This window comes from Gimesia alba, assembly GCF_007744675.1.
Classification (GTDB): domain Bacteria; phylum Planctomycetota; class Planctomycetia; order Planctomycetales; family Planctomycetaceae; genus Gimesia; species Gimesia alba.
Window position 1 is genome coordinate 6284917 of record NZ_CP036269.1, and the last position, 12416, is coordinate 6297332.

The 12416-nt window shown below is 51.1% G+C and carries 12 protein-coding genes and 1 pseudogene; 6 read left to right on the top strand and 7 right to left on the bottom strand.

The features are described from left to right. Window positions 1-9 precede the first annotated feature (9 nt). Complete coding sequence (locus Pan241w_RS23325; RefSeq protein ID WP_145220472.1) at window positions 10-573, top strand: protein tyrosine phosphatase family protein; 564 nt, start codon at window positions 10-12, stop codon at window positions 571-573. 31 nt (window positions 574-604) lie between these two features. On the opposite strand, the gene Pan241w_RS23330 is transcribed toward Pan241w_RS23325, so the two are convergent. Genes Pan241w_RS23330 through Pan241w_RS23345 form a run of 4 tightly spaced genes read right to left on the bottom strand, consistent with a single transcriptional unit; the run spans window position 605 to window position 2485 of the window. Then, a complete protein-coding gene (locus tag Pan241w_RS23330) occupies window positions 605-940 on the bottom strand; it encodes a hypothetical protein (protein ID WP_145220474.1) in 336 nt (111 codons plus the stop codon). A gap of 36 nt (window positions 941-976) precedes the next feature. Further along, window positions 977-1798, bottom strand: coding sequence for a hypothetical protein (locus tag Pan241w_RS23335; protein ID WP_145220476.1), 822 nt, complete (start codon window positions 1796-1798; stop codon window positions 977-979). Continuing rightward, window positions 1795-2187 carry a hypothetical protein gene (locus Pan241w_RS23340; protein WP_145220478.1) on the bottom strand — a complete coding sequence of 131 codons (393 nt, stop codon included), beginning with the start codon at window positions 2185-2187 and terminating at the stop codon, window positions 1795-1797. Before Pan241w_RS23340 ends, Pan241w_RS23335 begins: the two co-directional genes overlap by 4 nt. A gap of 4 nt (window positions 2188-2191) precedes the next feature. Further along, window positions 2192-2485, bottom strand: coding sequence for a DUF7710 domain-containing protein (locus tag Pan241w_RS23345; RefSeq protein ID WP_232107250.1), 294 nt, complete (start codon window positions 2483-2485; stop codon window positions 2192-2194). A 297-nt stretch (window positions 2486-2782) separates the two neighbouring features. On the opposite strand from Pan241w_RS23345, the gene Pan241w_RS23350 reads away from it, so the two are divergent. After that, on the top strand, window positions 2783-4024 hold the full coding sequence (locus Pan241w_RS23350; RefSeq protein WP_145220480.1) for a hypothetical protein: 1242 nt from the start codon (window positions 2783-2785) through the stop codon (window positions 4022-4024). A 13-nt stretch (window positions 4025-4037) separates the two neighbouring features. Here the strand turns inward: Pan241w_RS23350 and Pan241w_RS23355 are convergent, their stop codons facing one another. Further along, window positions 4038-5075 carry a CobW family GTP-binding protein gene (locus Pan241w_RS23355; RefSeq protein ID WP_145220482.1) on the bottom strand — a complete coding sequence of 346 codons (1038 nt, stop codon included), beginning with the start codon at window positions 5073-5075 and terminating at the stop codon, window positions 4038-4040. A gap of 71 nt (window positions 5076-5146) precedes the next feature. Beyond that, the gene (gene gntH, locus Pan241w_RS23360; protein WP_145220484.1) at window positions 5147-6598 is read right to left on the bottom strand and encodes a guanitoxin biosynthesis MBL fold metallo-hydrolase GntH; all 1452 of its coding nucleotides are present in this window, start codon (window positions 6596-6598) and stop codon (window positions 5147-5149) included. A 322-nt stretch (window positions 6599-6920) separates the two neighbouring features. Between gntH and Pan241w_RS23365 the strand changes: the two genes are divergently transcribed. The 3 genes from Pan241w_RS23365 (at window position 6921) to Pan241w_RS23375 (ending at window position 9794) form a co-directional block, all read left to right on the top strand. After that, window positions 6921-7304: a VOC family protein gene (locus tag Pan241w_RS23365; protein ID WP_145220486.1), complete on the top strand. Its 384-nt coding sequence runs from the start codon at window positions 6921-6923 to the stop codon at window positions 7302-7304. 191 nt (window positions 7305-7495) lie between these two features. Continuing rightward, window positions 7496-8260, top strand: coding sequence for a DUF3050 domain-containing protein (locus Pan241w_RS23370; RefSeq protein ID WP_145220488.1), 765 nt, complete (start codon window positions 7496-7498; stop codon window positions 8258-8260). A 514-nt stretch (window positions 8261-8774) separates the two neighbouring features. Further along, window positions 8775-9794 carry a carbon-nitrogen hydrolase family protein gene (locus Pan241w_RS23375; RefSeq protein WP_145220491.1) on the top strand — a complete coding sequence of 340 codons (1020 nt, stop codon included), beginning with the start codon at window positions 8775-8777 and terminating at the stop codon, window positions 9792-9794. Window positions 9795-9807: 13 nt separating this feature from the next. On the opposite strand, the gene Pan241w_RS23380 is transcribed toward Pan241w_RS23375, so the two are convergent. Further along, complete coding sequence (locus Pan241w_RS23380; protein WP_198000102.1) at window positions 9808-11418, bottom strand: mechanosensitive ion channel family protein; 1611 nt, start codon at window positions 11416-11418, stop codon at window positions 9808-9810. A gap of 236 nt (window positions 11419-11654) precedes the next feature. On the opposite strand from Pan241w_RS23380, the pseudogene Pan241w_RS23385 reads away from it, so the two are divergent. Then, window positions 11655-12404: pseudogene (locus Pan241w_RS23385) on the top strand (class I SAM-dependent methyltransferase); the annotation flags it as partial. Window positions 12405-12416: the final 12 nt, after the last annotated feature.

Sequence of the window (12416 nt, forward strand, 5' to 3'; positions counted from 1 at the left end):
GAAAATGCCATGTTCATTCATCAGACGATCAAGGTGATTCTGTTAGCCGGCCTGTTGACCTGCTCTACTCCGCTCTTCGGCGAATCCAACCCAGCGACCTCTACCAAGAATCTCAAAAAGCTTGAAATGGGGACGATCTCTCCTCTGCATCGTAGCGACCAGATTTATCTGGCCGGTCAACCCATGCAAACCGATTTTGACCTGATTCAAAAAACGGGTGTGAAAACGATCCTCAATTTACGCCCCATGACCGAACAACGGTGGGACGAAGGCTCCTATTTAAAAATGCTGGAGCTGGATTATATCAATATTCCATTTCGGGCACCTGACACACTGACGCCCGCAGTCTTCGATCAATGTCGTAAAATTCTGAACGACAAATCCAAGCATCCCGTAGTCGTGCATTGTGCCTCTGCGAATCGGGTCGGCGCCATCTGGTTGACCCACCGCGTGTTGGACGACGGCATCAGTTTCGATGCGGCATTAAAAGAAGCACGGCAGGTCGGCCTGAAAACGCCGGGCTACATCGAACGCGCCAAAGCCTACATCGCCGCACAGGCGAAGTCGGAATAATTTCCGGGTCCGGTTTTTTAACCAATGCGAACTACACAATCTCTTGCAAAAGTTCGATCCCTTCTGCCACCACTCGGAAATGATGCTCTTGCTCATTGGGTTGATCAATGGGAATGTAGAGTGAGAACACGACACCCATTTTTTCAACGTTTGCATAGATCTCAGCCAGTTTCAGGTCGTTTCGCGACAGATCTACTTTGAGGTAACCTTCCTCTATCAAATCCAGTTCACAAACCAGTTCTGGCCATTGCTTGAGAATCGCGATTGAAAATGATTTCAGTGCCTCCAGTTCGCTGACCGCATTCTGCTGCCAATCGGCGTGCCAGTCGTTCGGCACGCACCAGGTTTTTGGATCTGAGAATGTCATGACGTTGCCTCTGCCAGTTATTCGCCTGTCGTATCACTAAGCAAAAAATACCTCACAGATCGTGCGTGGTGAAACAATGGCTTCTGCCTGCTCTCGTCGCGATGCGATCAGAGGCAGACCGCTGTGATCCCGTGAACTGTCGACCGTCTGCAGCCAGATTCTAATCAGCGAGATCATCGCCGAATGAGAGATACAATGAGACAGTTGTGCCAGCAACTGTTCGATTTCATTCGCACGGAGCTGACTGGTCGGGAAAGATTTGTTCCACTGAATGGCCCGCTGAAGATAAAGATCGACATAAAAAGAAAGAAAATGCACGGCGATCAGGATTTCTTTCTGCCAGGCAGATTCACTTTTCAATTCCAGGTTAAGCTGCTCCAAACAGATCTGCAACTCCTGATACCAGCGTTTTAATTCTTGCACGTTTTCTGTGAGAGTGAATGGACAGTCCTCACCAAAAGAAAGATCGAACAGTCTTCTGTAGTTCTCGTTTAACCAATCATGATTGTCAAAAAAGTCTGTCGTCATGCAAGCTCGCCAGAATAGAGCCTCTGTCGCGAAGGATATTCTTCCGAGGCTTTCTTGTGTCTGAGAGTTTGTGGAATTCGAGATGGAACACCAGACTTGATATCGCAAAGGCAGGTAACAGGACGAAAAGTGCAGAGCCTGAAACAGTGTTCTCGGCCAGAACTCGCTGGTTACTAAATGTTCTTCTGCAGACTGCAGCGTGCTGCAATAGGTCTCACACCAGTCTGTCGGGAATGTCCCGGTTTCCACAAGCGAGCCTGCAGGCTGTCGATTTCCGAACACAAGCTCTTCCAGCGCATCACTGATGAATTGAATCCGACTCTGCTTCATTCCCAATAATTTCCGATTTTCTGTTTTGACTCCTGAATCAGGATCTTTCCTGATTTGAACAGAAAAGAAGGCTCGCCAAAGTCTGGATCATAGACTTTAAACCAGACGTTTTCCCATTGGTGTGATCGTACATTTTCTACAATGAAATGTGAAAACTGTAGCAGCCTCAATCCGACTTCCGGGAGTTTACATTCCGTCACCTGTTCGAGAGTAAACAACACGCACAACTCAGGCTCTGATACGCAATCGAGGATCATCCTCACGATGAGATAGTGATCTTCCTGCCAGTCAATCGTAAAATAGGTCACAGTGTCTAAATCATACCAGGGGAAGTTTGCGATCAGTTCATCATCGATTTTAAATGTCTGCCCAGCCTGTAACTGGATCATAAGACTAACCTCCGCCTTCCTCGATTCCCGACTCGTAATGAAAATGCTCCTGGCTCGCGCTTGTAAATCTGCCGATAAATTTGGCGCCAGTCTGGTACTCCTTTTGAGGACTGAACATCCCCGTTTCGATTGCCCAGTCATAGACGCCGGTATCAACCGGATAGCGCGTCAGGACTCCTATCAGTTGATGCCGGTTGATCCACGTCTCGGCTTTTTCCCTGGAGGAAAAAACACCAATGGCGAATTGCGCCGAGGCACCATGAAAGACCCACATCGTATGCTTCTCTTCCTGTAACAAGATACTGCTCTTTCTTTCGTTTTGAACGGAAACACTTGAAATCTTGATTTTATTAAAATAAGCAAGGCTCATTCTGTGAGTATTTGATCTGGACACAATTCACGAGATCAGGTTCAAAATGAATCGCCCTCGAAGTTATACCGAATTCCTGAATTTTTTCCCATTTTAGCCGTTTTCTGAGTGATATTGGCAGGGGGAATCCGCCTTACAATGAGTACGGTCCTTCATTAGCTAGATTCTGCTGATCATCGGATCGCCTTCAGCACAGACATTCAACATTCAAACAGGAGCCCTTACATGCGTCGCACGACTATCATTACCGCATTTTTCTGTACGTTACTGCTTTCTGCGCAGTGGGTGAATGCTGCGCCGCTGGCCGAGTCGTATCTGACTTCAGGCCAGTTAGCGGCGGGGGAGACGGCGCTCAAAGCGCAACTGGAAAAGAGGCCAGAGGATGATGAAGCCCGGTTTGGGCTGGGGGTGATTCAGTTTTTCCAGTCATTCGAACATTTGGGCGGCAGTCTATACAAGTATGGTCTGCGGACTGAAGGCGTTTTTAGAGGTATGCCGGCTCCCATTGGACAATTACTCCCACAGAATAAAGATCCGGAACAAGTTTCTTATGCCGATGTCCGCCAGTTTTTGCAGACCTGGATAAACGATTTAAAACAAGCAGAGAACACGCTCTCTGCCATCAAAGACTCCGACGTAAAACTGCCGCTACATGTCGGATTGATCAAGGTCGACCTGGCGGGTACAGGGACACCAATCGATGCCGCATTCCTGATGGGTAGAGTCGGAACACCCGAGCAGGTGAAAGTAGCGGAAAAATTCGTGATCGGTTTTGATCGGGGCGATGCCGACTGGTTGGCGGGCTATTGCAATTTCTTGTGTGCCTGGGGCGAAGTCCTGCTGGCAGTGGACGGCGAGGAAATCTTCAACTGCACAGCGCATCTGTTTTTTGACAAGGTCGAGACGCCTTATCCATTCTTGCTGGAAGGACCACGTAACTTTGATTCACTGCGAAGGTTTAATCGCCCGCTGATTTCAGATATTCTCGCGTTTATTCATCTCTGGCGTTTCGAACTCAAAGAACCGAAGCGGATGCCGGCGGCTTTGGCGCATCTGGAAGACATGCAGTTCCACGCCAAATCGATGTGGAAATATTATCTGGCAGAAACGGACGATGAAAATGAATGGATTCCCAACCCAAAACAGACGGGCGTGCTACAAATTAAAATCAGCCAGGAAATGGTCGATACCTGGCTGGCCGTGCTGGATGAAACCGGTCTGGTCCTGCAAGGGAAAAAACTGATCCCGTTCTGGCGCGGCAAACCGGGTGCGCAAGGTGTGAACTTGCGACGCGTGTTTACCGAACCACGCATGATTGACCCCTTCCTCTGGGTCCAGGGAACAGCGGCGGCCCCCTATTTAGAGGAAGGCCCGATTACCGATTTTGCATCCCCCGAAATGCTGGGTCGCATCAACAGTACATTTGGAGGACGCAACTTCTTTACCATCGCGTTCTGGTTTAATTAACAGCGTGTCGCTTCTAGTCCTGCGTAAGGCAGGCATCAAACAGTTGCGTTAACTGTGCTGCATCAATGGCGGAACCGATGGCGACAATCCGGGTGCGTGGCCTGCGCGAGCCCCAGTCATCGAGTTCCGTCACTTCAGTACGACGGCCGACCGCTTGCAGAGCATGTCGTTTCTCGGGTGCCTCGGCGCAATACACGATGCCTTTGCAGCGATAGATGTCTGCCGGCAACTGACTGCGGACCATTTCACTCAGCGTATCGAGTGAGAACGACTGGTCGGTTTCATAACTCCAGGTTTCGAAGATCTGGTGGGCGGCTTCATGCTTTTGTGGTTCACTGTTTTCACTGCTCTCCTGTTTTTGTGATTCCAGATGAGCCGGATCAAACCGTCCGACTGCCAGTAAGACTTCGAGCGGAACTTCACAGCGGACGGCGTTAATGATGCGAATCCGGTTCAAGTGCTGGCCGATCCATTCACCGATGACTTCGATATGATCGGGGCCGACGAGATCCACCTTGTTGAGAACAACCATGTCGGCAAAGCCGATCTGCCGCAGTTTGAGTGCCGACAGCTCGTCATTGTCGGCGTGAGTGAAGATTGCTTCCGCATCGACGATACAAGTGATGCTGTCCAAACGCAGCAGGTTTTCATAGCGGGCATTCAGAAAGGTCATCACGATGCCTTCCGGGTCGGCCACGCCGCTCGCTTCCAGAATGACATAGTCGATCACATCGTCGCGCGTCAGCAGTTGTTCCAGCGAATTTACAAGGTCGTCGCGAATTTCACAGCAGACGCAACCATTCGTCAGATTGATCGTGTTCTCTTCGACGCCTTCGACGAGTTCGGCGTCGATATTGATCGCACCGAAGTCATTCACCAGCACGCCCACGCGCAGACCATGGTCGCCGTTCAGGATGCGGTTCAGGAGCGTCGTTTTGCCGGCCCCCAGAAAACCGGTGAGCAGAGTGACCGGCACGGGGTCGCGGCCAGGGATCACAATCGGTTCGAGGCGCGGTGCCGGCGCGAGGATGGGGCGTTCATCGTCAGTCATATTAGGCTCTAATATAGAAACAGAGGGACGTCACCAGTATACCGGCAACGTCCCTGTGAGGAAGCTTGATTTTATTGATCGTCGTCAACTTTGATGCCGCGTGCTTCGAGCATTTCGCGGGGATTCAAAGTGATGCCGGGCCATTTCTGAACCGGCTTGCGATAGGCGTCGGGCGGATAATATTTCTTCGGATCAATTTCCAGATCACGCAGGAACTGTTCCTGCTGCATTTCGCGTGGCAGACGCGGCGTGGGCAGTTTAATTTCTGCAGGCAGCTTCTCTCCCGGCTTGAGCAACCAGCGCGGGTCCATCGAGGCGGGGGCGGCTCCATCGGGAAGTAATGCTTCGCGCGACCAGATCGCATCTTTGGTGACGTTAATCACCTGCACATCGGGGCCGGCAAACATAAACAGCCCGTACCAGTTCGAGCGGACTTCTGCCGTCGACTCTGCTTCCAGAGCGGGTCCCGCATATTCGTAATGACAAATCGCCGCCATCCGAGGTTGCGTCTGCTTGAACAGGTAGCCGGAAGCGTAGTACATCGTGTGGAAGATATCAATGGTGTACTCCCAGAGTTCCGCCGGTGCGCCCAGTTTCATTGACGAAAGCTGAGGCACATCAATGGTCCCTTCCGAGACGAACACATCAACTCCCTTGCCGTACTTGGCCGAGAGTTCATCGGGCCGACCATCGCCGGTCCAGACGAAGGACAGACCGGCGTCTTCCCAGTCGAGGCGATACGCGGACGCACCATCTTTCACATGCGAACGTGGCCAGTGACGCACGGTCACGCCGTCTTTGTCGTAGCAGATGCCGTTTTCTTCTTTCCAGTCGAATTCGGTGACTTCAATATTCATGCCGTCGCCAATGGGGCAGGAATTAAAGTTTTCTTCGTGCCAGCGGTTCATCTCTTTCATATGTTTGATCATATGATTGATGCCCAGCTCAGGCGTTCTGCCCGAAGGACCGTAGACCCGCAAGGGAGTGTAACCGCCGGAAAAAGCACGGAAGGGGTAAAAGTAAGGCAGGTCGGCATAATGGTCGGAGTGCAGGTGACTGATGAAAATATCATTGATCAACGGCGCGGGCACCTGCATGGCGATGGCGTTCGAAATGCTGCCGTTCCCCAGGTCAAAAAAGAAACGCCGGGGCTGCGATTCCCCATTGCCGAGTTCGACCAGAATCGAGGTTCCCGACTGCAAACGCGTGGGCGGCCAGGGCGTACTTCCCAGAAACGAGATCCGCATTTCATTTTTTGGCAGAATTTCAGTGCCCGGCAGAAAGACGTTGCGATTTTTAATCGCGGGCCAGGGTTTGTAATAGTCGGGCAGACTGATCCCGCCACCAGGGCGGGGGCCATATGGATTTTTCATTTCGCAATCACTGTCTGCCGCGGAAGCAACGCCGGGAACAGATGCCGCCAGACCAGCGCCAACAGCAGCCGCACTCCCTTTGAGGAAATTGCGTCGGCCTTGACTATTTTTGTTGGATGATTGGTTTGGTTGTTGATCTTCTTGAGTCAAGAGAGTCTCCTCAACATCTGAACGTGTTTTAGTGGCAAATCGAAGATGGAATTGGGTAGAGGTGCAGACTAACGGCAGATTGGAATCACGGCACCAGAATGAAATTATTTGATTTCAGGAACGCACTTTATTAGTATCGTCCAAATCGAATTCCGTCTAATGCAATCTCTGAGTTTTCGAATTGATACGATTATGTCACTTGTACGAAGCACTCTCGCAATCTGCTGACTCTGTTTGGCAGCAATTTTAAAATTTTCTTAATAATCATCATTTTGAATCGATCGCAACTCACATATCGTTCTTTTTACGGGAGAATGCGAAAATGCAGCCGCATCCGATGATTGCCGTTAAAGATGTCGAAGCCAGTAGTGCCTGGTATCAAAGTTTACTGATTTGTCGTAGTGGCCACGGCGGCAAAGAGTATGAGCAGTTGATCGGAAACGATGACAGCCTGATCCTGCAACTGCATCATTGGGACGTACACGAACACCCTCATCTGGGCGATCCCGAACAACCCAAAGGCAACGGCGTGCTGCTCTGGTTTCGGATTGATGATTTTGATGACGCGGTTACTCGAGCCCAGACGATGTCTGCGGAAATTCTAGACGGGCCGCTGGTCAATCCGAATGCCAATCATCGTGAAATCTGGATCCGCGATCCCGATGGATATGTCGTCGTCCTGGCCGGACATTATGGCGATGTCTGATCGGTTTCACAGAATTCTTCCAAGCCCCCTACCAGAAATGATTGAGCAGACTATAATCGCCCAAGTGCGCTCAATCACTCTTTAAGTGAGCGGAATGGCGCTAGCCACCGTTTGTGTGAAACTCACCTTTTTTCAAAAACGGCGGCTAGCGCCGACCCGCTCAGAATTAGTTATCCTGGGAATGGAAACGGATGTCGCAACAAATCACGTCAGAAATTATTGAATCGTTCAAAAATCAGTTGGAAGACCATCCGATCTATGAGGCGATTGCCACGCTGGACGACCTGCAGCGATTTATGCAGCACCATGTCTACTCGGTCTGGGATTTCATGTCGCTGGTGAAGTACCTGCAAGGGGTTGTGGCTCCAACCGGCGCGCCCTGGGTGCCTCTGGGCGATGCGAGCGTCCGGCGATTTATCAACGAGATCGTACTCGAAGAAGAATGCGACGAAACCGCCGACGGCGCCTATTCGAGTCACTTCGAACTGTATCAGACAGCGATGCAGGAAGTCGGCGCAGAGACGGAGTCGCTCCAGGAATTCATCGCCTGTGTGCAATCAGAGGGAATACACGCCGCACTCGCGCTGCCTTGCGTACCCGCAGCTTCGCGGCAGTTCACCACGAACACGTTTGCCTTCATTGAAGAGGGGGCACCGCACAAAATCGCCGCCGCGTTTGCGCTGGGCCGCGAACACATCATTCCCGATATGTTTCGCTCGATCCTCAAACGCTCCGGCGTTACGGAAACAGAGGCCCCCGTGTTTCATTACTACCTGAATCGGCACATTGACCTCGACGGCGATTTCCACGCCCCGCTTTCACTGCGTCTGCTCAACGGACTGTGCGCGGACGACGAAACGAAAATTCAGGAAGCAATTCAAGCAGCCCAGTCCGCCGTCCAGGCACGGTTGCAATTGTGGGATGGGGTACTGGAGAGTATTCAAGCGTCGGTTTAAAAGAATTTGTGGATCAGGAGAAAGAATGGCTTTAAATTCTATCTGTAATCATTTACCTGAATGATTATATAGATAGCGAATATTTTCTTTGTTAGATATTTAGAATATTCCATATATGATCTATCCAACTGACCTTGAATTATTGGAATTTTTTGAAATTGAACCAAACAGAGAAGGAGATGTTCTGACTTACTATTCCAAAGACTCTTCTGGAATGACTCTTACATTTTCATTCAACCCCTATGACGGCTCTGTGCAAACAATTTTGAAATTCGAAGGCCGAGTAATATCTCTGGTATGCCATGAAGGTCTGACTCGAATGTGGATCGAAGACACGACACTCCGAGCAGAATTTGAAAGAGATGACTACCGAACAAACATGTCGATAGTACAAAGTCCATTTTTACAGGTCGAATGGTCTGGTATTCGGACTTTGTAAATTCTTCTCTCATATAAATAGAAACAAAAAAAATCACTAGCTCATTCAATTGATTAGTTTGTTCAGGATTCAATCATGACTTCCCTCTCATTCAAAGCAGCAATGGCGCATGTGGCTCCGGTTTTCCTGGATAAAGATGCGACGGTCGAAAAAGCCTGTTCGCTGATCCGTGAAGCGGCGCGGAACGGGGCACAGCTGATTGTGTTTCCCGAGACGTATATTCCCGCGTTCCCCGTCTGGTGTGCACTGCAGGCGCCGATTCACAATCATGATCTGTTCTGCGAACTGGCCGCGAACTCGATCCAGATCGACGGCCCCGAGCTGGCAAAAATCGCCGAGACCGCCCGCGAATGTGAGCTGTTTGTTTCGATGGGCTTCAATGAAGGGACCACCGTCAGCAGCGGCTGCATTTGGAATTCCAACGTGCTGTTCGACGATGCAGGAAACATTCTGTGTCACCACCGCAAGATCGTGCCCACGTTCTACGAAAAACTGGTCTGGGCGCCCGGCGACGGGGCGGGCCTCGAAGTCAACGCGACGCGACTGGGACGCGTGGGCATGCTGATCTGCGGCGAAAATACGAACCCGCTGGCTCGGTTCGCGTTACTGGCTCAAGGGGAGCAGGTGCACCTCTCAACGTATCCGCCGGTCTGGCCGTCGCATGATCCCGCCGTTCATGAAAACTACGACCTTAAAAATGCGATCCTGATTCGTGCGGGCGCGCATTCCTTCGAAGGCAAGCTGTTCAATCTCGTCGCCGCCGGTTACCTGGATCAAAACGCACGAGACCTGTTGGCAAAACGAGATCCCGAGGCAGGGCGAATTCTGGACGCGAGTCCGCGCGGCATCTCCGTCGCCATCGGCCCAGGCGGCACTCCGATCAGTGAGATCATGCAGGCAGACGAAGGTCTGCTCTATGCCGACGTTGATCTTTCCTCGTGCGTGGAACCGAAACAGCTGCACGATCTGGTGGGCGGGTACAATCGTTTTGATATTTTCCAGCTGACCGTCGATCGAACGGCGCAGCGCCCGATTCGTTTTCAATACCGGGACGATGATCCGACTGATGCGGACAAACCGACATTTCAGTCCTGACGTCAGACAGACGCTACTTGCCTTCCAGCATGTTTTTTTTTCCTGTGGGATCTTCCGTCGAATAAACGTGGACATCCTGTTGCGGGAACGGAATCGAAATGCCCGCTTGATCGAAGCTGCGTTTGACTTCCCGTGTTACCGTGGTTTTGACGGCCCACCAGTCGCTCGTTTTCGCCCAGGGACGACAGACGATATTCACGGAGGAATCCATCAAGGCATGCACAATGACATCTGGTTTGGGATCTTTCAGCACCAGTTCATGATTTTCAAGCACGTCTTTGATGATCTCTTCGGCGCGCTCAAAGTCGTCTTCGTATCCGATGCCGAATTCCAGATCGACGCGCCGGACTTTATTCGCCGTGATATTCGTGATCACATTGTTCCAGATAGAATTGTTGGGAACATGAATCGTCTGGTTATCAAATGTACGAAACGTGGTCGAAACCAGATTCATCTGTCGAACCGTTCCGGTAATCCCGCCCGCCGTCACAACATCGCCCACATCAAAGGGGCGATTGATCAGAATCATCAACCCACTGGCAAAATTACTCAACGTGCCCTGTAACGCCAGACCAACGACCAGGCCAGTCGCCCCGATCGCGGCTAAAACCGGCGTCATATCCACTTCCAGAGCGGCCAACGCGACCGCGAAACCGATCAGAAAGATCACATTTTTGATCGTGCCACTGATTAAATTTTCGGCCAGCTGTGTCAGTCTGACTTTGCGATCCAGCAGCCAGCTCACCACAGCCGAACCAATTTTGGCCGCTAACCAGGTGACCAGCAGAATCAGTAGAAACTTCACAAGATTCCAGAGCCAGCGCTGGCCTCCTTCTTTGGAAACCAGCCAGCCTTTGATGCCGGCCCAGCTGGCACTGGCATCAGACGTATCCAGCTCGATCCCTGAGACCGCTGTGACATATTTTTGATAGGTCGCGACATCCCCCCCTTTGAGTTCTAAAGAAGCCAATACAATTTCCAGTCGGTCACTCAAAGCCGTGCGTTCGTCCTGCAGCTTCATGAGGTTATTCAAAAAGTCTGCTTTCATTTCTTCAGCTGACTGAGCCGAAGCCTCAGTTCCCGATTCCGCTTTCTTGATGGAATTCTCGTCTTGCTTTTCTTCTTGTTTTTCATCAGATGTTTCGACTGACTTTGCTCCCTGATCATCCAGGTTCACCCCCAGATTCTCCTGTGCCTGCTGCGTCAGCTTTTCTTCGGTTTTCTGCGCCAGCTTATCCGCCGTCGCTTTGACCCGTTCGGCTTTTTTCAGAGAATCAAGGGCCTGCATTTCGTCGTCGGTCGACAGCGCTTCATTTGTTTTTTTGACTCCCAACCGGGCGGCTGCAATCTGCCGGGCTTTGTTTCGCAGGAGCTCAAACCAGGCATTGGCTTCGACTTGTAATTCCTCTTTTGTGAGCGGCCGAACCATGATTTTCAACTGATCCAGGGGGATTGAGGTATCAATCGTGGTAATCGGTTTTAAGTCTTTTGCGGGCACCGGTGGTTGTTCCTGCTTCGACTCTTCCGGTTTTTTATCTGTCTTTTTCGTATCTTGAGCCAGTGTCGGCAGGCCGGACATATAACAGAAAATAATGAGCAGGAAAAACAACTTGGAAATTCTCACGATTCACTCCAGGGCTTGATAACGTAGAAAGTAGATGCCAAACGCGCGCCAATCATAGCCTGATTCAGCAAACATTCAAGATGGCATCAAAACGAGATCACTCTGTGATTTGAATTTTTCTGGACCGTTTTTTATCGGGAAATTGAAAAAAACAGAAGTTCTTTTCAGGTTCTTACGTTATATTCCAACAGACGTAAAATTTTTACTGCAGCCGTTTTTCAAATCGTCACCGAAAGTGTTACCAGAACATGACTACGAATTACGATCCCATCGCCGAACAGTATCAACGCTCCAAACAGCAACCGTGGCGGACTTTCGTTGAATGTTATACATTGATGGAACTGACCGGCGATCCGCGCGACCTGACGGCCCTCGATGTCGCCTGCGGGGAAGGTTTTTATACACGTATGATTCGCGAACGGGGTGCAGCCCGTGTGACCGGCGTCGATCTTTCTCAAGGAATGATCGAGCTCGCCCAAAAACAGGAAGCCGCACATCAACAGGGAATCAACTATATTGTGGGAGATGCACGCGAACTGCCTGTCGCCGACGAGTACGATCTGGCGATCGCCGCATATCTGCTGAACTATGCCCGCACGCGCGACGAACTGCAGGCAATGTGCGACGGCATCGCGCGGGCCCTCAAACCGGGCGGGCGGTTTGTTACGGTTAACAGCAGTCCCGCGTTTCACTTTCCCAGCGCGCCCTCATTCCGTCAGTTTGGCTTCGAAACCACCACCGTCGGTGACTGGCAGGAAGGCACACCGATCACCTGGACGTTCCACCTGGAAGACGGCCCGTTCGATATCGAAAATTATCACCTGAGCGTCGAAACCCACGAAGCCGCGTTCCGCGAAGCTGGCTTCAACGAAGTCCACTGGCACACGCCCCAACTTTCCCCCGATGGTCTTAAAGACAACACCATCGACTTCTGGACTCCCCTGATGGAAAATTCGCCGGTCGCGTTTATTGAGTGTGTGAAGTAGACCGACTAGGCT